Source organism: Ligilactobacillus ceti DSM 22408 (assembly GCF_000423245.1).
Lineage (GTDB): Bacteria > Bacillota > Bacilli > Lactobacillales > Lactobacillaceae > Ligilactobacillus > Ligilactobacillus ceti.
Map to the genome: position 1 here is coordinate 40,302 of NZ_AUHP01000015.1, position 19,800 is coordinate 60,101.

19 protein-coding genes and 1 riboswitch are annotated in these 19,800 nt (G+C 33.8%); of the genes, 5 read left to right on the plus strand and 14 right to left on the minus strand.

From position 1 onward, the window contains the following. Positions 1-33: 33 nt before the first annotated feature. From G540_RS0101965 to G540_RS0101975, 3 genes are all read left to right on the plus strand, one after another. Positions 34-687 (plus strand): metal ABC transporter ATP-binding protein, encoded by a 654-nt coding sequence (locus G540_RS0101965; RefSeq protein ID WP_027106650.1) that lies wholly within the window; start codon positions 34-36, stop codon positions 685-687. Further along, a complete protein-coding gene (locus tag G540_RS0101970) occupies positions 687-1,487 on the plus strand; it encodes a metal ABC transporter permease (RefSeq protein ID WP_027106651.1) in 801 nt (266 codons plus the stop codon). Before G540_RS0101965 ends, G540_RS0101970 begins: the two co-directional genes overlap by 1 nt. 377 nt (positions 1,488-1,864) lie before the next feature. Further along, positions 1,865-3,094, plus strand: a complete 1,230-nt coding sequence (locus G540_RS0101975) for a C40 family peptidase (protein WP_027106652.1) — start codon at positions 1,865-1,867, stop codon at positions 3,092-3,094. 113 nt (positions 3,095-3,207) lie between these two features. Here G540_RS0101975 and G540_RS0101980 read toward each other — a convergent pair whose 3' ends face one another. From G540_RS0101980 to G540_RS0102040, 13 genes are all read right to left on the minus strand, one after another. Beyond that, positions 3,208-3,405: a heavy-metal-associated domain-containing protein gene (locus tag G540_RS0101980; protein ID WP_035463504.1), complete on the minus strand. Its 198-nt coding sequence runs from the start codon at positions 3,403-3,405 to the stop codon at positions 3,208-3,210. Positions 3,406-3,442: 37 nt separating this feature from the next. Next, on the minus strand, positions 3,443-5,677 hold the full coding sequence (locus G540_RS06875) for a heavy metal translocating P-type ATPase (protein ID WP_035463506.1): 2,235 nt from the start codon (positions 5,675-5,677) through the stop codon (positions 3,443-3,445). Positions 5,678-5,938: 261 nt separating this feature from the next. Beyond that, complete coding sequence (locus G540_RS07385) at positions 5,939-6,082, minus strand: hypothetical protein (RefSeq protein ID WP_155885126.1); 144 nt, start codon at positions 6,080-6,082, stop codon at positions 5,939-5,941. A 109-nt stretch (positions 6,083-6,191) separates the two neighbouring features. Next, positions 6,192-6,674: a GNAT family N-acetyltransferase gene (locus G540_RS06880; RefSeq protein ID WP_051188923.1), complete on the minus strand. Its 483-nt coding sequence runs from the start codon at positions 6,672-6,674 to the stop codon at positions 6,192-6,194. A gap of 269 nt (positions 6,675-6,943) precedes the next feature. Continuing rightward, the gene (locus G540_RS0102000) at positions 6,944-7,477 is read right to left on the minus strand and encodes a folate family ECF transporter S component (RefSeq protein WP_027106654.1); all 534 of its coding nucleotides are present in this window, start codon (positions 7,475-7,477) and stop codon (positions 6,944-6,946) included. Positions 7,478-7,529: 52 nt separating this feature from the next. Next, a riboswitch (THF riboswitch) is annotated at positions 7,530-7,632 on the minus strand. Between the two features lie 72 nt (positions 7,633-7,704). After that, a complete protein-coding gene (locus G540_RS0102005; RefSeq protein ID WP_027106655.1) occupies positions 7,705-9,054 on the minus strand; it encodes a leucine-rich repeat protein in 1,350 nt (449 codons plus the stop codon). Next, positions 9,044-10,330 carry a glycosyltransferase family 2 protein gene (locus tag G540_RS0102010; RefSeq protein ID WP_035463508.1) on the minus strand — a complete coding sequence of 429 codons (1,287 nt, stop codon included), beginning with the start codon at positions 10,328-10,330 and terminating at the stop codon, positions 9,044-9,046. The genes G540_RS0102005 and G540_RS0102010 overlap by 11 nt, the downstream gene beginning before the upstream one ends. After that, entirely contained in the window at positions 10,321-11,046 is a 726-nt protein-coding gene (locus G540_RS0102015; RefSeq protein ID WP_152973831.1) for a hypothetical protein, read from the minus strand. Before G540_RS0102015 ends, G540_RS0102010 begins: the two co-directional genes overlap by 10 nt. A gap of 210 nt (positions 11,047-11,256) precedes the next feature. After that, positions 11,257-11,976, minus strand: coding sequence for an acetolactate decarboxylase (gene budA, locus G540_RS0102020; protein WP_027106658.1), 720 nt, complete (start codon positions 11,974-11,976; stop codon positions 11,257-11,259). A 15-nt stretch (positions 11,977-11,991) separates the two neighbouring features. Continuing rightward, positions 11,992-13,671 (minus strand): acetolactate synthase AlsS, encoded by a 1,680-nt coding sequence (gene alsS, locus G540_RS0102025; RefSeq protein ID WP_027106659.1) that lies wholly within the window; start codon positions 13,669-13,671, stop codon positions 11,992-11,994. A gap of 3 nt (positions 13,672-13,674) precedes the next feature. Then, the gene (locus G540_RS0102030; protein ID WP_051188924.1) at positions 13,675-14,391 is read right to left on the minus strand and encodes a TMEM175 family protein; all 717 of its coding nucleotides are present in this window, start codon (positions 14,389-14,391) and stop codon (positions 13,675-13,677) included. Further along, positions 14,391-15,104: a TVP38/TMEM64 family protein gene (locus G540_RS0102035; protein ID WP_027106661.1), complete on the minus strand. Its 714-nt coding sequence runs from the start codon at positions 15,102-15,104 to the stop codon at positions 14,391-14,393. The genes G540_RS0102030 and G540_RS0102035 overlap by 1 nt, the downstream gene beginning before the upstream one ends. Before the next feature lie 14 nt (positions 15,105-15,118). Then, positions 15,119-15,418, minus strand: a complete 300-nt coding sequence (locus tag G540_RS0102040) for a hypothetical protein (protein WP_027106662.1) — start codon at positions 15,416-15,418, stop codon at positions 15,119-15,121. 460 nt (positions 15,419-15,878) lie between these two features. Here G540_RS0102040 and G540_RS0102045 point away from each other — a divergent pair, with 460 nt between their 5' ends. Then, positions 15,879-16,121, plus strand: a complete 243-nt coding sequence (locus tag G540_RS0102045) for a hypothetical protein (RefSeq protein WP_027106663.1) — start codon at positions 15,879-15,881, stop codon at positions 16,119-16,121. 121 nt (positions 16,122-16,242) lie between these two features. Then, positions 16,243-18,432, plus strand: a complete 2,190-nt coding sequence (locus G540_RS06885) for an AAA family ATPase (protein WP_081653526.1) — start codon at positions 16,243-16,245, stop codon at positions 18,430-18,432. Between the two features lie 60 nt (positions 18,433-18,492). Here the strand turns inward: G540_RS06885 and G540_RS06890 are convergent. Next, positions 18,493-19,800 (minus strand): Cna B-type domain-containing protein (locus tag G540_RS06890; RefSeq protein ID WP_035463510.1); only part of this gene is annotated, 1,308 nt, incomplete at its 5' end.

Here is a 19,800-nt window from a genome sequence, read left to right on the forward strand (position 1 = left end):
GAAAAAGTAGTCCTACTTACTGACTACAACTCAATGGACAGCATTTTAACAGTCAAGAACTTACATTTAGAAGTTCCTAATAAAGTCTTATTTGATGACTTATCATTTACAATTCCAGCCCATCAATTAACATGTATCACTGGGGAAAATGGCGCCGGAAAAACAACTTTAATGAAGTATTTATTGAATTCTTTAAAACGCCCCTCATCACATGTACAAATTAATTTAACACCCCAAGAAATTCAATATGTACCTCAATTACGCAATATTGATGACGATTATCCTTTAGATATTAAAAGTTTTGTCAGTCTTGGTTTTAAACAAACTTTAATTCCTTGGTTAACCAAAACACATCGTCAACAATTACAAGAAATTTTAGCTGAAACAAACTTAACAAAAATCAAACAACAACCTTTAGGTAAAGCTTCTGGTGGGGAAAAACAACGGGCCTATTTAGCACAAGCTTTATGTGCTGCACCTAAATTATTGATTTTAGATGAAGTCACAGCTAACTTAGATCAAAAATCAAAACATGAATTATTACAACTTTTAAAAGAATTAATTCCTAAACGTAATTTGACCGTTATTTTCATTTCTCATGACCATGAATTAATCGAAAAATACGCTGATTATGAATTACAATTAGCGAATAAACATGGAAAATTAATTCAAAAGGAGGCTAAATAATGTTCGCTTATGATTTTATGCGTTATGCCTTCATCGCCGGAATCTTCATTGCTTTAATCGCTAGTTTTATGGGTGTCTTCGTTGTTGCGCGTTCAACATCATTTTTCACACATACCTTATCTGAAATCGGCTTTTCTGGAGCTGCTTTTGGTGTGTATGCTGGTTTCCAACCATTAACTGGTATGTTGTTATTCACTTTCGCTAGCGCGCTTTTCATTGGCTTATCGGGCGAAAAAATCGGCCGTCGTGAAGCATCTATTAGTGTTTTTTCAGGAATCTTTTTAGGTTTAGGGATTCTTTTCTTATCACTTTCTGACAAACAAGCTAATTACGCTACTAGCATTTTATTCGGGAGTATTGTTGGGATTGATCAAAACAATTTATATACTTTAGTCGGATTAAGTTTAATTTTACTAATTTTATGTTTTACCTTATTCAGAAAATTAGCTTATAACTCATTTGATACACAAGGTTCTGAATTCAATCAACAACACAATAAATTAATTTCCATTATTTTCCTAGTAATGTTAGCTTTAACCGTCAGCATTACTGCTCAAATTATTGGTGCCCTTTTGATTTTCGTTTTATTAACAATTCCTGCCTCAGCTGCAAAATATTTTGGCCATTCATTAGCTAAAATGATCGGTTTAACATTTATTTTTGTCTTAGTCGGAATTTGGTTAGGTCTTTATTTAAGTTATTTAACCGATTGGCCTGTCAGCTTCTTTATTACTGCAATTGAAGCTAGCATTTATGGTTTAGCTTTAGCGAAAAACAAAATTTTTAATCAATATCATTAAAAAAAGACACGCAATTTAAAAATTGCGTGTCTTTTTATTTTTTGCTGAACAAATTGTTCAGGCCCCTGCCAAGGAAGTTCATTATACATCTTTTGTTACAAAATTGTAATACATTTTCAAACTAGCATCCTTTTTTACTAAAACATAATTTTTCTTAATACCGCTAAAAAGTATTGATTTTTATACATTTATCATTCAAAACACTGTCTAGACCGCGGTTTAAGAAAACCTTTTCAAAATCAATCTAAGTTGATGTTATAAAAAAGTTAATCTTTTGTAATATTTTTGTAATCTTTTGACTACACCATTGCAATATAAACATTGTATAATAAAGACATCAGTCGTAAGAACGTATATTATTACTTAGGAGTGAAATTATGAATCTTAAAGCCAAATCTTTACTAATCGGTTCCGTTGGTGCGGCCGGGTTATTCCTTGCATCTGCACAAAACGCTAATGCCGATACTTTAGTAAAAGTTAATAAAAACGATACCGTTTGGGATTTCTCACAAAAATATGATGTCTCAATCGATTCTATTGAACAAGCAAACAACATTGATCAAAACACACATATTATCATTACAGGCCAAACACTTACAATTCCATCGAAAGATGCTGCTACAGCTCCTGTTGCTTCTGAAAAGACAACAAGCGTTACTGTAAAAGCTGGGGACTCTCTTTGGGCACTTGCTAAGGACTATGGTACAACAGTTAATGATTTACGTGCATTAAACAATATGGGTGCCGATGAATCATTAATTAAAATCGGTCAAACATTACAAATTAACGGTACAGTTCAAACAACACCAGTAGCACCTGCTGCTACAACTCCTGTTAAAGAAGAAGTTGTTCAAAAAGAAGCTGCTAAACCAGCTCCTACTGTAACACCTGCACAAAAAGAAGCTCCTGCTAAAGTTGCACCTGCTAAAGTTGCACCAGCAACAAAAGAAGCTGCTCCTGTTGTAGCTGCTAACCACGTGAACTACGTTGTTAAATCAGGTGATTCTTTATATAACATCGCACAAGATTACGGTGTAACAGTAGCTTCATTACGCGAAGCTAACAAATTAGGACCAACTTTACAAATTGGTGAAAAATTAGTGGTTAATAACCCAACTAAAACACCTCAAAAAGCTGCTCCTGCTAAAAAAGTTCAACCAAAAGCTCAAACTGTAACACCAGCAGCTCGTCCTGCACAACCTGCTAAAAAAGCAGCTGTTAAACCTGCAGTTCAACCTGCTCGTCATACAACAGCTAACGGTCAAGCAGTTGTTTCAATTGCACAACGTTACTTAGGTGTTCCTTATGTCTGGGCTGGTGAATCTCCAGCTGGTTTCGACTGTTCTGGTTTAGTAAAATACGTATTCAAACAAGTTGGCGTTAACTTACCACACTACACAGTTTCTCAAGAAGGACACGGTCGTTACATCGACTGGCGCCAAGCACAACCTGGTGATCTTTACTTCTGGGGTAGCCGTGGCGGTTCTTACCACGTTGCAATTGCTACAGGTAATGGTAACTATATTCACGCACCACAACCTGGTGAATCAGTGAAATACGGAAGCACACGTTACTTCCAACCATCATTTGCAATTCGCGTATTCTAAATTTAAATTTAAACAACACGCTTTGAAATTAATTCAAGGCGTGTTTTTGTTTATATATAACAAAAAGACGAGCCCTTGTGTTTCATCACAAGAACTCGTCTTTTTTATTTTAATTATTCGCTAATTGCAACAACACTATATGGTGTATCACTTAAAGCTGCATTTAATTGATCTAATGTAGCATCACCATTAAAACTAGCTGTATTAGTTGCTAAATCAACTGTGACATCACTCACAACTTGACTTAATTTTTCTTCAACTGTACTAATACATCCTGCACATTTCATACCTGCGATTTCTGCTTTTTTCATAATAAAACACTCCTTAAAATATATTTTTTGTTTTTAATTATTTACTAAACATTTTTGGTTTAAATCGATTTAAACGTAACGCATTTAAAACAACCGTTACAGAACTGAAGCCCATTGCCCCGGCAGCAATCATTGGATTCAAGAAAGGTCCGCCAAATAAGGTTAAAACACCTAAAGCAATCGGAACACCTAAGATATTATAGAAGAAGGCCCAGAAAAGATTTTCTTTAATGTTAAACATTGTTTTATAACTTAATTCATATGCTGTTAACAAGGCACTTAATTCTGGATCCATTAAAATAACTTGGGCAGATTCCACAGCTACATCAGTCCCAGTTCCAATCGCTATCCCAATATCAGCTTGCGTTAAAGCTGGTGCATCATTAATCCCATCACCAACCATGGCGACTTTATCACCACGTTCTTGTAACTGTTTAATAACAGCAGCTTTGCCATCTGGTAAAACATCACTAATAATTTCTGTGATACCTGCTTCTTGTCCGATTTTTTGCGCTGTTTCTTTATTATCACCAGTTAATAACACTGTTTTAACACCTTTGTGATTTAATTGTTCGATTACATAAGCACTATCAGCTTTAATTGGATCACTGATGGCAATCACACCAATTACATCTTGTTCGGCTGCTACATAGACTAATGTTTGACCTTGAGAACGCATCTTAGCAACTGCTTGGGCTAATTTATGATCACGTGTTAATTTAGTTTGTTCAATCAAACGATTATTACCGACATAAATTTGCTTATCTGCTAGTTGACCTTTAATACCTAATCCAGGTAAAGTTTCAAAATCACTAACTTTCAATGATTCTTTTTCATTAGCATCTAAAATTGCTTTCGCAAGTGGGTGTTCTGTATAAAATTCTAAACTTGCGGCATATTGTAAAACAGTTTCTTTCGTAAAACCATCTTTCACAATCACATCTGTGACAACTGGTGTCCCTTGTGTAATTGTACCTGTTTTATCAAAAACAATTGTATCGATTTTTGTAAGACTTTCTAAAGCAGCACCATCTTTGAATAAGACACCAAACTTAGCACCTTTACCTGTGGCAACCATAATTGCAGTTGGTGTAGCCAAACCTAAAGCACATGGACAAGCAATCACAACAACCGCTACAAAAATATTCACTGCAAAAGCAAATGTGCTACCAGCTAACATCCAACCAATAAAACCAAGCAAAGCAATCACCATAATCACCGGAACAAAGACACCAGCAATTTTATCAGCTAAACGTGCAATTGGGGCTTTACTACCTTGAGCATCAGCAACTAATTTAATAATTTGTGCTAAAGCAGTATCTTCACCTACTCGTGTTGCCCGATAAACAATTTGACCATTTTGGTTCAAACTCCCACCAACAACTTCATCACCAACAAATTTCGAAATTGGTAAACTTTCACCGGTTAACATCGAATTATCAACAGTTGTGCTACCTTCTAAAATTTGTCCATCAACTGGGATTGTTTGTCCTGATTTAACTAAAATACGATCGCCAACTTTAATACTATCAACTTGTACTTCGTGTGGTTGATCTTGATCATCTAACTTAATCGCTGTTTTAGGAATTAATGTTAGTAAAGAAGTCATTGCTGTCGTTGTTTTTTGTTTAGAGACAGCTTCTAAATATTTACCTAACATAATCAAGGCTAAAATCATCCCACTAGCTTCATAATAAAGTGGTTGACTATTTTGTGTTACAACCATAATAATTGTATTCACTAAACTATATAAGAATGAAATACCACTCCCTAGTAAGACTAAAGAATCCATATTAGGAGCTAAATTTTTCAAAGCTTTCGATCCAACAATTAAAAAATCACGCCCAAACCATAAAATCGGAATTGTTAAAACTAATTCAATAAACGCTTTAATAATTTCTTGGCTAACATTCGCACCTAAAAAACTTTTTGTCATTGCCACAAACATTAAAATCACGGATAAAGCTAAAGCACCGACCATCCGATTACGTTTAACTTTCAAAGATTCTTTCTTTTCTGCTTGTTCTTTTTCATTACTTTCTCGTGTTAAGTCTTGTGCCAATTCAGCTCCATATCCAGCTTTTTCAACAGCTTTAATAATCTGTTCTGGACTCAAACTATTGCCATCAACCTTAACTTTCATTCTTTCAACTGCTAAATTAACATTAACTTCTGTGACACCTGGTAATTTAGCAATTGCCTTTTCAACAGCTTGCGCACAACTTGCACAAACCATCCCTGTTAATTTATATTGTTCTTCTTGTTCTGCCATTATATGGCCCCCTCTCGAAATCAGACCTCGTCCGTTTCATCACTGCATAATATATACCTTAATGTTAACTTTTTCAATTATTTATAATTAACATTAGTTTTTACTTACTTTTAGTATGTGATTATTATATACCCGCTTTTTGTTTTTGACAAGGTTTTGCACAATCTTTTTTATTTTTTTGCTACTTATCCAAAAAAACAAAAAAGAACCCGTGAACAACATGTTTCAAAGTTGCTCCGGGCCTTGTAGTTAATATTAAATTTATTTTTCTTTTTTCGCTTTGAGTTCTTTTTCAAGTTCCTCTTTGCGTTCTGATTCTAATTCTTGAGCCATTTCACGTTTACTTTCTTTCACGTTTTCGCCCACTTTATTGATTTTTTTAGCTTTTTCCCATTTGCGTTCCATAAGATCCACTCCTTAAAATCATTATTATCTTCACTTATATAATAATCCTTAAAAGTTTAAAAAGCACGTATTATGATTCAACAAACTAAAACTTACTTTCTTACTATAATTAATCAAATTCTGGATATTGTTGTTCTTCCATAATCGGTTCACACATTGGCTCACAAAGCGGTTGTAAGACTTTTTTCATCCAAATTAAATTAACAGAACGATTTTCATTTTTATCCGCAAAGGTAAAAAAGTGGGTTGTATAATCCATCTTTTGATAAAATGGCACGGCTTGAACACGACTTGTTAAAATTACATATTTATAATTCAAATTACGACAATGATCTTCAATCGCTTGAATCATTTTTTGCCCAATTCTTTTGCCACGACAATCTGGCGAAACGGCTACTTGGCGAATTCGAGCCACTTTACAAGGATAAAGTTGCAACGAGGCCGTACCGACGACTCGCCCGTCATCCAGTGCTATAAAGGTGACAACCTTACGTTCTTTCTTTACATCAATAATTGTTCCTAATACGTCTTGTCGCAATGTCATCGCTGCAACATGTTCTTTTCCAAATGGCTTTGCAATTGTAATTTGCATCAAATTCGCCTCCTAAATATATGAATAATTTTGTGCTAGTATCCTCATATCAGAATACTAGAAAATTATATTATCATCTCACTTCCCTCTTTGTAAAGTGATAATACCATTAAAAAACTAGCTAAAAATAGTTAATCATTATAACTCCCCATATATTAACCATTAGAACAAAAAAAGATACTAGCCTGCTGATCAGACTAGTATCTTACGCTCTTTTTTATTTTATTAATTTTAATCTAAATCTTATCCTTTTGATCAGATTTACCTTGTTATTCTTTAATCGCAATGCGTCTGCGTGCAATTTCATGAATCACAATAAAACCGACAAAAGCTTCAATTGGCCAACTAATAATTTCTTTAGGTAACCGCATCATCAATAACGCCTTAAATGGTGTATGCCATAATAAATGAATCCATGTTGTTGTTAAACATGTATTAATAATCAAAATTTGGCAAAATGCATAAGCTACTTGTCGTTGCCAGGTAATTTCTTGTTTATGCAAGAAAGCCCCTGCAATTACACCTGCTAAAAATGCACCGAAAGTAAAACCGATGAAAAAATTAGCCGTAGATGCTAACACGGTATTACTAATCAAATCGGCAATAATCATCGCCAGGCCACCTAACCAAGGACCTAAATAATACCCCACCAAAGCTGTTCCAATAAAACCAAGACTAATTTTAAAAACATTCTCTGGTCCTAAGGAAATCTTGGATAAAACAATTTGTAAAGCTATTAAAAGTGCGGCATTAATCGCCACTTTATTCGTTAACTTTGGACTACTCCAAGTTAATTTATTCATAAAACATCTCCCTTTCTTTTAGGGGGAGACAAGCACCAATTGGTATTTAATTTATGGTGAATGCGAAAAGAAAACGTCGAATTAATCACTAATTCATTCTACCGATGTTCACATTCCGTTCCATCGATCATTAACATCATCTTTCCTACCCCTCTGTCGTTCAATATAACACGAACTAACATAGATTACTATAAAAAATTAAACACAAGCTCTTTACAGACTATTTTCTAACGCAATTCCACTACTACACCGTTCGCGATTAATTCTTGAATACCAGGTTGTGTTTCACAAATCTTTGGCACACTAACTTTCACCAAGTTAGGACAATTATAAAAAGCACTCATACCTACTTCTGTTACTTGATCAGGTATATAGACTTCTTTTAAAGCAAAACATTGTTTAAAACTATGTTCCGCAATGATTTCTAATTGTGACTGTGATCCAAAATCCAACTCTGCTAAATGCTGACAATCATTAAAAGCAGCCCGACCAACTTCTTTCAGACTTGTTGGGAACTTTACTTTAATTAATGAATTACAACTCTTAAAAGCATTATTTTCAATAGTTACAATTTCGGTATGACTTAAATCTAATTCGGATTCTAAATGGTAACAATCACCAAAAGCATATTCTTCAATCTTCGTTAAAGTCGGTGGTAAAACAACTTTTTCTAACGATTTAGCACCAAAAAACATTCTTTTCTCAATTTTAGTTAAACCATTTGGTAAAATCACTTCTTTTAAATAAGGTTCATGTGCATAAATTGCCGGTTCTAAAGCTTCATATTCTTCGAGATTATTTAAAATTAATTTAGTAATATGCGGTAACTTTTGTTCACTAAAAGAAACTAATTGTACTTTATCCAAAGCATCCCCGATAAAACCCATTTGACAATGTACGTAACCATACACATAATTATTACCTTTAAAATACAAATCTTCACGAGAAATCACAGAAACGATTTGATATTTTTGGCCAATCACAGTTCCTTCACCAATAACTAAATCATCTCGCGTTAAAACATTCCCTAAGATTACAACATTTTTCCCAATGTCTACTTTGCCATAGGCATAAACATTCCCACAAATCGTCACATTATCTTGAATTGTAATGCTTTTTTGACAACGTAAATCCCCTTGGATAATAACATTAGACTCAACTACGACATCAATATCATTTAAAAATGTATATTCAATCACACCTTCATCAGATTCCATCCCTTGATGAATGCGACTTAATTTCATATTTGGATACCAATTTGTTTTTAAATCTAACGCTAAATGTGCAATGCGCGCTGAGACTTTTGGCGCAATCTGATGATCATTTTGCGGTAAAATGCTAATTTCAGGAGCGTATAAATTATAAAATCGTCCCGTTTCATTAATAACCATAATTTCAGAAGATCGGAAAAGTGGTTTTTTTAATTTTTTAAACACCCGACCATCAGGTTTACCACTCAATTCCATATCAATATATAAACGATGATTATCATGATTTGTTTTTAAATAAATATAAGCGACAATAAGTGGTAAAAACATAACAACCACAAAGAGGATAAACATTATACTAATTATCATGACTAACTTCCCCCTCGGATTGTGCATCTTTTTGTTCAAAGCGTTGTGTTTTTGCCCAAGTAACATTTCTACGTGTGATACGATCAACCACCGCTTGCCAAAAACCAACATTAATAACCCACATATTAAAGAAGAATGTTCCTAACATAACAGGTAATAATAAAGCTTCTTTGGATCGTTTATCTAAATATAAACCAATTCCAATCTCAAAAAACGGCGCAAAGTTCCCAAAAGAAGAATACACACCCATAAAAATAATGGAACCCGCAAAAGCTAAATAATTAATGTCTCCGCTATAAAATAAAATAATCGCATCTACCATTCCCCAGAATAATAATACTGGTAATAAATACACTAATAATAGTAGTAAACCATCGATTTTTTCTTTGAAATTAATATACTTACTCTTAAATAGTGCGCCAAAATGTTTAAACATAACTTGATTATGGCCCCGTGCCCATCGTTTAATTTGATTACCACGAACTTCCCATGTTTCCGGTGTTTCTTCATAACATTCAGCAGCATTCGCATAAGCGACTTTCCAACCACGTTCATACAAAGTATATGTTAAATCAGTATCTTCAGCTAAAATACTAGGATCAAATCCACCGACTTCTTTAATCGTACGTGTTCTAAAACCACCGACAGTTCCTCCATATTGGACAAACAAACCTAAATCATAACGAGCTTGTTGATCAACTTGGTAACCACCAGATCTTTCTAAAGAACTCAAACGCGTTAACATATTTTTATCAGCATTATACGGAATTACTCGGCCCATCACTGCCCCAACTTTAGGATCTTCAAAAGCTAAAGAAATAATCCGAATTAAACTCACACTTGGAATATAATCCGCATCTAAAACAATCATGATTTCACCTTGTGCCACTTTAATAGCATCATTCAAACCATATTGTTTCCCACGTTCTGGGCAATTACGGTGAATCGGTTTAATAATACTGTGCTGAGCAGCGTATTCATCTAAAATAGCTTTAGTATTATCAGTTGAATTATCATTAATTGGGATAATTTCTAAATAATCATAAGGATAATCTGTTTTTAAAATAGCATCTAATACTTGTGAAGCAACTTTTTCTTCATTGTGCATTGGAATTAAAACAGTTACCATTTTTAAATTACTAGAACAAATATCCTCGTTCGCTCTGGTTGGTCGGTGAAATAATCGTTCTATCGAAAAAACTAACTGACGAAGCATATAAATCAGCAACAAGACCATTAAAAACATCATATAAGTTTTTAAAATTATTAAGAACATATTTCTAAACCACCTTTTCTGAGCTTGTTTTCGTACATTTTACTCATAGACATCAAGAAAAAGGCATATAGCATAACTAATGATAGAAAATCAAAAATCGGACCTAACGCAAAATACATAATTCCCATATAAATAATAGAATATTGATGCAAAATATATATAAACACAAGATAACGGAAAAAACTTAACAAAATCGGATAAGCCGCAACAAGAATAAAAAAGAAAAAGCGTCTAATATATCCTGAATTACCCCAAAAGGCCGTTACAAAGGCTCCAAAAATCATAAATGCCGCACTAATTCCGATTTCTTGTTTTGTATATAAAATTGAAAAATCAGCAATCGTATATTTAAAATCTGTCCCGGCATACCAAACGACTAAAACATGGACCATATGAACTGCGGCAATAATACCTATTAAAATCATCGCAGGATGTCCACGCCATTTTTTATAAAATGTAATTAAAATAATAACTACAGCAACAATCAAATTAATAATAATACTTTTCAACGAAGGATATACTGTCGGTAAAACAACATATTCTACATCACCAAATAACTTCATCATCATACTCGAAATATGCATGTCTGTATTTGGCATAATTTGTTTTAAAAATACAACAATATGTTTAATCAAAAAATGATTAATATTGTCCATTTTCGTAAAATAAACGTATCCACTTGGCACGAGCATAACCATAAAATAGATAAAATTCATCCAAATATTGCTCTTCATATAACGATATGGTCTAGCCAAACACGTTTGTTCTTCCTTTTCTCTCTTTAACACTTATTTCGACATCCTTTTTATAATAATATTATTAGTATATCATTAATAAAACTTGTTTCATAATTTTAATTTATAAATATAACTAAAAAAACAAGCTAGACATCCCTGTCTAGCTTGCGTTTTTTGATAATTTCTTATTTACTTTTCAGATTGTTCAATTTCTTTTGCTAAAGAACTTAATTCTAATTTACTTTCCATAAATTGTTGATTGTCAATCGGAAAATTATTTTCTAAAGTTTTAAACGGTTGAATTGTGAGCGTCCCACTTGTTAAAACAAATTCTAATAAATGACCAGCTATACTGTGATCATCTGCTAAAAAGTGTAAATGTAAACCAGAGGCAGCGACACCATTATATAATTCAGGTGAAAAATAACCGATAATTTGTCCTCGGACATTTTCTTGTGTAAACAATGCTTGTTTTTCAGCAACTTCAACTAGTTTCGGATATGGTGGATATTGTTTTTCAACAACACGCGTTTTAATCTGCTGAAAATCACCCGTCAAAGTAACTGCATAAAAGATATTTTCATAAGGATAAAGATTAGCAATTACCTCTTTTAAATTAGTAAAAGTTACATCAGTTAACTCAGCTGTTAACGCTGGCATATCACTAGCAAAATGCACCGTCGCAAACGGAACCGTAAAGTCTGCGTCAACTTCAATCACAGTGCCATCATTTTGAGCTAAAAAAGGATGTCCTTGCGCTACAATCAACTCTCCATCTAAACCTTCACCCGTTCCAATTCCAGTATCACCATGACTTAGTAACTCTGAAATTGTCATTGTCCCAGTTAATAAACCATCGACTAAATTAGCTAATGTTCCTTGTTGAAATAATTTAGTTGTATCTTTCATCTTTTTCAGCCTCTTTTAACGTAATTGATCTTCTAAAATTTGTTTACCAAGTTCTTTGTTACAACTATAATCCACTGGAATATCCACAATTACTGGACCTTTTGTCGCGAATGCTTCTTGTAAAACCCGGCCTAGATCTTCTGCTTTTTCAACACGTAAACCAGTCGCACCAAAACTTTGTGCATATTGCACAAAATCAACAGGACCAAAAGAAACGGCCGCTGATTTACCGTATTTCATTTCTTCTTGGAATTTCACCATATCATAGTTACCATCATTCCAAATCAAATGTACAATATCCAAATTCAAACGAACAGCTGTTTCTAATTCTTGTGCAGAAAACAAGAAACCACCATCTCCGGAAACGGAAACTGATTTCGCATTGGGACGAACTAAAGCTGCTGAAATTGCCCAAGGAAGTGCTACACCTAATGTTTGCATCCCATTGCTAAATAATAAATGACGTGGTTGGTAACATCTAAAGTGCCGTGCCATCCAAATATAAAAACTCCCCACATCAACAGAAACCGTCATATCATCAGTAACAATTTTTTGTAGTTCTTGAATAATATTTAATGGATGATTTAAAATTTGTCCCGGTTGAATCATTGGTGGTTCATCCCGAACTTGTAATAAATGACGTAATTCTGCTAAATACTTAGTTAATTCTGGTTTTAAAGTAAAACCCTTCATATAAGGAAGTAAGAATTCTAACGTTTGAGAAATATCACCCACTAATACATTTTCTGGTTGGAAATGTTTATCAATTTCTGGTAATTGTGAATCAATCACAACAATATTAGCCTCACCAGTTGCATTCCAGTTGCGTGGTTCATATTCAATCGGATCATAACCAATCGTAATAATTAAATCACTATGTTTCAACAATTGATCACCTGGTTGATTTCTAAATAAACCAACTCGACCAAAGAAATCATCTTCTAATTCACGAGGAATAATACCCGCGCCTTGGAATGTTTCAACAACAGGTAAATGTGTTTCAGCAACTAAATTCCGAATAGCTCGTGTAATATCAGGATCAGATGCTCGCATACCTAATAATAAAACAGGGAATTTAGCAGCTTTAATCCGTTGTGATAATAAGGTCGATTCAATTGGACTAGCTGGGCCAAATTTTGGTGCAACGAGTGGTTTAATAACATCATTAGCAACTTTAGCATCAGTCACATCTTGCGGCACAGAAACAAAACTAGCTCCTTGCTTGCCGGAAACGGCTGCTTGATACGCATTGGCAATCACTTCTGAAATATTATCTGGATCTTGAATTTCAGCACTGTATTTGGTAATCGGTGCAAACAAAGCCGCATTCTTCATACTTTGGTGAGTTAAACGTAATAAGTCTTTTCTTTGTACTTGTCCAGAAATAGCTAACACAGGATCACCTTCAGAAGTCGCTGTAACTAAGCCGGTTGCTAGATTACTTGCTCCTGGTCCTGATGTCGTAATAACCACACCTGGTTCCCCAGTTAAACGCCCAATCCCAGCTGCCATAAATGCAGCATTTTGTTCATGACGTGCCAAAATAAATTGCGGTGCTTTAGGATCCGTTGGGTGATCTAAAACTTCAAACACGCGATCAATTTTAGCTCCTGGAATCCCAAAAACGTATTTTACATTATGATTAATTAAACTTTGAACAATGGCATCTGCACCATATGTTTCTTTCTTTTCCATTTTTTAAACATCCTCTTTCATTTCTTTAAAGCTATCGCGTTCCAATAAATGAGTAATCCGATCTGGAAAGACAAAGTCAATAATTGGCAAGGCCAGATAAGCATAAATCATTACACGTGGGAAATAATATGATAATAAAATTAAAATCGCACTCACAATTAATAACACTATCATCCGTAAACGAGTAACTTTATATAAATGGTTTTTCATCCAACTCGAACACTCGATAAAATCACGAATCAATAAATAAAATAACACCATTTCTAACAAATCTAAAATCATATAAATCACACCATAATTAATTACCGCCAAACGGTTATGATAATTCATTAACCATTTAGTAATAATTGGCATCATGGATAACGCTGCTAAAAAGATAAAATTGACAATCATCATCTTTTTGGTGGCGACTTGCACCAAACTATATAACCGGCTTAATTCATACCAGAAGTTCGCCACAATAAAGAAACTCACTAAAAAGATAGCCACAGCTTTAATAAAACGAATATAACTGGCAACATCGCCACTTGGTACAGGAACTTCCAAAATCATAATCGTAATAATAATAGCAATTATCCCATCATTTAAAGCCATCATTCTTTCTCTTAATTGGCGCGAGCCTTTTTCAGTTTTAGGTGCTTTACTGAATTTTTCTTGCAAATGGGTTTCTTCCATGTTGCCAATGTTCCCCCATAATTTTTCTCCCAATCTTCTAAACATTATTTTCCCCCTACAGAATTTGTTAATGTTGCTTGTTTTTTCTCAGCTAAAACTTTTTTCTTGTGTAAATGAACCACAACATACAATAGAAACAACACGACTAATCCGACCCCAACAATAATTAATCGTTTCCGATCACCTCTTAACAAAGCATCCCCACCAAAAGCATACATAAATGAAGTTGGTAATACTCCCAAGACAATCGCTGCTAATAACTTGGATTTAGGAAATTTCATTTGAATAGCTGTATAATCAACTAAAAATGAAGGAATCACCGGAATCATAAACCCGACAACAATTCCTAAAAAATGATATTTAAAATGTGAAATACTGTCAACAATATGTCCCATCTTCTTCACTTTATCAGAGAGATCAAATTTTTCAATAACATATGAAACTAAAACATTACCTAAACTATTACCTAAGATATTAATAGCTAAACCAATCCACGGCCCATAACAAACACCGGCAAAAATACACACAACCGAGTTTGATACTCCGGGAATAGCACACATCACTCCGATTAAAGCAATTAAAATCAACGCATCTTCCGGACCATGACTGCGAATGCTTTTCATGAATTCTGCCCGATAATTTTTCGGACTTAATAGCATTTCTAATTCAGGATGAAAATCATGATATAAAATAAAAAACAAACCAATAATACTAATAATACCTAAGATTATTAACGCTATTTTAGTTTTTTTACGCATAAATTACTCCCTTCTTAATTCCACGGATCATAACGCCGAAAAGGTAAAAAACTTCTTTCACGCGCTAATTTTTCCATTTCTTTCAAAACTTGAAATGTTTCATCATTAATTTTTATTTTTTCTTGTAATATCAAAGCGTAACTAATTTTGACAAATTTTTTAATAATATTTTGTGGGGCAATTTGCCGAGCTGCTAACTTTTCTTGCGTACGCGTTACCAGACTTTCCATAGCCGGATTATCTAAAGGTCCCACTTGTGAAAATTGCAACACTAATTCATTGGCTGCTTGGGCAATGGATTTTCTTGTCATCATTTAGCAGTTCACTTCCTTTAATATTCTTAAATTAATTTTACCATTTTTTCAAAACCATTCATAAACTAATGCAAAAAACTGCAAAATAATCTGACTAATGTTATAATGTAAGCGTATTCAAAGTGTAGTTTAACTCCTTTTATTTATATGAAATACTCCAAGAGAGTTAACATTCAGACACTTTACATTAATTTTCAGGACAGTGAATTTTGCTGCGACCTGAGTTTGACAGCCGCAACAACTTCATTGGCATATGAAGTTTATAACACTTAGCGTAAAAGCTAGGTGTTTTTTTTATTTAGCAACACATTTATCACTAAAAAACAGAAAACAAGTCTTTTTTGAGTGTTTTTGCGACACTTTCGCGATATTGTCGCGTAAATATTACACTTTTGTGCTATATTACACTTGTGTTATACCACAAAAGTGTTATACTTATAAACGTGGAGGTGAGTTAGTAGTGAAGGTCGATATTAAAACTTATTTAGTTGAACATGAACTTAGTATTTATGAAGTCGCAAAACGATCTGGCTACGGCTACACTACTCTGCATAAGTCTTTTAACAAACATCAAACAAAAGCTACATCCTTGAATTTGCGAGACCTTGATGCTTTATCAAGAGCTCGCCATCAAGCAATGTGGGAAGTGTTAAAAGATTTAGAAGAAAATTATCTCAAACTAGAATTAAAAGATAATAAATAATACAGAGTGTTGTAGTTGTATGTTTCAGGAAGGTCCGTATTTATAGGGGCTTTTTTGATTAGACTGACACATTTAGTATTTAAATTACAAATATAAAAAATAGAAATGAGGGTGCTTATTTATGGCAAACATTCCAATGGATCCATTCAACAATGATATGAACGATATTTTTAATCAACTTATGGGCAATATGAACGGTATTAACTCCGAACGCCGCTATCTCATTAACGGACGCGAAGTAACACCCGAAGAATTTGCCGTTTATCGTCAAACTGGTAAATTACCTGAAATTGAAAATGAAAATGGACAACAACAAACAAATAATAAAGGTTTCAAAAAAGATGGAATCTTAGAAAAATTAGGTCGCAACTTAACAGAAGAAGCTCGTAATGATGCTTTAGATCCTGTTATCGGCCGTAACAAAGAAATTCAAGAAACAGCTGAAATTTTAGCTCGTCGTATTAAAAACAATCCTGTTTTAGTCGGTGATGCTGGTGTTGGTAAAACAGCCGTTGTCGAAGGACTTGCTCAAGCAATCGTTAATGGCAACGTTCCAGCAGCTATCAAAAACAAAGAAATTGTCAGCATCGATATTTCCGGTTTAGAAGCTGGTACACAATATCGTGGTAGTTTCGAAGAAAATGTTCAAAAATTAATCGAAGAAGTTAAATCAGCTGGTAACATCATCTTATTCTTTGATGAAATTCATCAAATTTTAGGTGCTGGTAGCACAGGTGATGGTAATGGCTCTAAAGGTTTAGCTGATATCTTAAAACCAGCTTTATCTCGTGGTGAATTATCTGTAATCGGTGCAACAACTCAAGATGAATACCGTAATACAATTATGAAAAACGCAGCTTTAGCTCGTCGTTTCAATGAAGTTACAGTTAATGCACCAAATGCTGAAGACACATTCAAAATTTTACAAGGTATTCGTAACCTTTACGAAGAACACCACAATGTAACATTACCTGATGAAGTCTTAAAAGCTGCTGTTGATTTCTCAATTCAATATATTCCACAAAGAAGCTTACCTGATAAAGCAATCGATTTAGTGGATATGACAGCTGCTCACTTAGCTGCACAACATCCTGTAACAGATGTTAAACAACTTGAAGAAGAAGTTGCTAAAGAATCTGAAAAACAACAAATGTTTGCAGAAAAACAAGATTACGAAGCTGCTTTAAATGCTAAAGTTCGTATCGAAGAATTACAAAAACAAATTGATAACCATTCTGAATCTCAAAATGTTAAAGCTACAATTAACGATATTGCAGAATCAGTTGAACGTTTAACAGGTATTCCTGTTTCTAAGATGGGGGCTAGTGATATTGAACGCCTTAAAGAATTAGGTAGCCGTTTACGTGGCAAAGTTATCGGTCAAGATGAAGCTGTCAATGCTGTATCTCGTGCTATCCGTCGTAACCGTGCTGGTTTTGATGAAGGTAACCGCCCTATCGGTAGTTTCTTATTCGTTGGACCAACAGGTGTCGGTAAAACAGAATTAGCAAAACAACTTGCTTTAGATATGTTTGGTTCTAAAGAAAACATTATCCGTTTAGATATGTCTGAATACTCTGACCGTGTAGCTGTATCTAAATTAATTGGGACAACAGCTGGTTATGTTGGTTACGATGATAACCAAAACACATTAACAGAACGTGTTCGTCGTCAACCATACTCAATCGTTCTTTTAGACGAAATTGAAAAAGCAGATCCACAAGTTATCACATTGTTATTACAAGTTTTAGATGATGGTCGTTTAACAGATGGTCAAGGTAATACAATTAACTTCAAGAATACAGTCATTATCGCAACATCTAACGCTGGTTTCGGTAACGAAGCTCTTACAGGTCAAGATGACAAAGATCAAGCAATTATGGATCGTTTAGCTCCATTCTTCCGTCCAGAATTCTTGAACCGTTTCAATGCGATTGTTGAATTTACACATTTAACAAAAGAAGACCTCAAAGAAATCGTGAACTTAATGTTAGATCAAGTGAATATGACTTTAGCTAAAAAAGATATTCATCTTAACGTAACTGAAGCTGCAAAAGACTTCTTAATTGAAGAAGGTTACGATGAAGCTATGGGTGCTCGTCCATTACGTCGTGTCATTGAACAACAAATCCGTGATAAAGTAACTGACTTCTACCTTGAAAACATTGATGCTAAAGAATTATTAGCTGATATGCAAGATGGCGAATTAGTTATTTCTGAAAATACAGCTAAAGTTGAAAAAGATGAAAAAGCTGTTGCTAAAGAAGAAGAAAAAGAAGCAAAAAAAGAAGAAAAGACAGAAGATAAATAATCTTTTCAAAGATCAAAAAAGCCGTGTGAGAAATAATTCTCACACGGCTTTTTTTAGTTCTTAATTCAATTTACGACGATATACTACAAATCCTAAAAGACTCATCATCGCCATGCCTAAAATCGACATTAATTGTGATGATCCTTCACCAGTTGCTGGCATTTTCTCTGTGTCATCTACTTTTTTAACAGTATGGGTATTAGTAATAATAATATTGCCTGCATTAGCATTATTAACTTTAACACTATAACCTTTAACACTGCTTACTTCAGCTACTGTATATTGGATTTTATTTTGCGCTTGGTTAACAGCTAAGTTCTTCCAAGTATATGTCCAATTTTGATCAGCAGTTAATGTTACAACTTCACCTGTTGGTAAGCCATTCGCAAACAATTGAACTTGAATGCTTGTTGGACGTAAATGATCATGATCATTTTGATCATCCCATTCTTTGGTTACCGTTACAGAACGTGTTTGTGGTGTATAGTGATTAATCACATTCCATTTATTAGTAGGATCATTTTCAGTTGTGTACTTATCAACTGCATCTTCAGTAATTGTATAATTAATTTCTTTCTGATCAGCAAACTTATCTAAATCATCAAAATGATAATTCCAATTATTATCTGCATTAACAACTTGTGTTTGCACCAATTTACCATTAGCTAATAAGTTAATAGTAATATTTGCTGGACGAATTCCATCTTGGTTATTGTTATCATCCCAAATCTTATGACCGGCAACACTTGTTTTTTCAATGTTATGTTTATTGGTAATATCAATTTTAGTTTCATGTTCACTAATTTTCGCTGAACTATATTCAGGTTCAAGATATTTATCTACTTGATCTTCTTTTACTGTATATTTAATCACTTGACCAGCTTTTTTCAAATCTAAATTATCAAAAAGATAATTCCAATTGTTAGCTTTTTTCGCTTGTGTTGTTTTACCAGTATCTTGATCATTAGCATATAAATGAACAGTTATCTCTTCAGGACGAACTCCATCTTGATCATTGTTATCATCCCAAATCTTATGACCTGTAACCATTGTGGTTAATGTTTGGTGTGTGTTAGTGATTGTGAATCCTTTAACACTGGCTTGATAGCCGGTTGGGACATCAATTTCTTTTACACTATATGTCACGGCGTGACCTTGATAGTTAGCTTGGAGCTTACCGAAATTATGTTTCCAACCTTCAGTTTCTTTCAAGTCGTATTCTTTTGATAAACTTGCTACTTCTTTACGATCTGCTGTCGCAATTAATTTAACTTTAATTAATTCAGGACGCATACCATCTTGATTATTTTTATCTTTCCAAACTTTATTAATCACAATATCTTGATCTGTAACTTTTGTTTGGTGTGT

Bases quoted from the DNA above. Each gene is read 5' to 3' on its own strand.
- G540_RS0101965 (WP_027106650.1), top strand. From the start codon at position 34: ATGGACAGCATTTTAACAGTCAAGAACTTACATTTAGAAGTTCCTAAT.
- G540_RS0101970 (WP_027106651.1), top strand. From the start codon at position 687: ATGTTCGCTTATGATTTTATGCGTTATGCCTTCATCGCCGGAATCTTC.
- G540_RS0101975 (WP_027106652.1), top strand. From the start codon at position 1,865: ATGAATCTTAAAGCCAAATCTTTACTAATCGGTTCCGTTGGTGCGGCC.
- G540_RS0101980 (WP_035463504.1), bottom strand. From the start codon at position 3,405: ATGAAAAAAGCAGAAATCGCAGGTATGAAATGTGCAGGATGTATTAGT.
- G540_RS06875 (WP_035463506.1), bottom strand. From the start codon at position 5,677: ATGGCAGAACAAGAAGAACAATATAAATTAACAGGGATGGTTTGTGCA.
- G540_RS07385 (WP_155885126.1), bottom strand. From the start codon at position 6,082: ATGGAACGCAAATGGGAAAAAGCTAAAAAAATCAATAAAGTGGGCGAA.
- G540_RS06880 (WP_051188923.1), bottom strand. From the start codon at position 6,674: ATGCAAATTACAATTGCAAAGCCATTTGGAAAAGAACATGTTGCAGCG.
- G540_RS0102000 (WP_027106654.1), bottom strand. From the start codon at position 7,477: ATGAATAAATTAACTTGGAGTAGTCCAAAGTTAACGAATAAAGTGGCG.
- G540_RS0102005 (WP_027106655.1), bottom strand. From the start codon at position 9,054: ATGATAATTAGTATAATGTTTATCCTCTTTGTGGTTGTTATGTTTTTA.
- G540_RS0102010 (WP_035463508.1), bottom strand. From the start codon at position 10,330: ATGTTCTTAATAATTTTAAAAACTTATATGATGTTTTTAATGGTCTTG.
- G540_RS0102015 (WP_152973831.1), bottom strand. From the start codon at position 11,046: ATGAATTTTATCTATTTTATGGTTATGCTCGTGCCAAGTGGATACGTT.
- budA (WP_027106658.1), bottom strand. From the start codon at position 11,976: ATGAAAGATACAACTAAATTATTTCAACAAGGAACATTAGCTAATTTA.
- alsS (WP_027106659.1), bottom strand. From the start codon at position 13,671: ATGGAAAAGAAAGAAACATATGGTGCAGATGCCATTGTTCAAAGTTTA.
- G540_RS0102030 (WP_051188924.1), bottom strand. From the start codon at position 14,391: ATGTTTAGAAGATTGGGAGAAAAATTATGGGGGAACATTGGCAACATG.
- G540_RS0102035 (WP_027106661.1), bottom strand. From the start codon at position 15,104: ATGCGTAAAAAAACTAAAATAGCGTTAATAATCTTAGGTATTATTAGT.
- G540_RS0102040 (WP_027106662.1), bottom strand. From the start codon at position 15,418: ATGATGACAAGAAAATCCATTGCCCAAGCAGCCAATGAATTAGTGTTG.
- G540_RS06885 (WP_081653526.1), top strand. From the start codon at position 16,243: ATGGCAAACATTCCAATGGATCCATTCAACAATGATATGAACGATATT.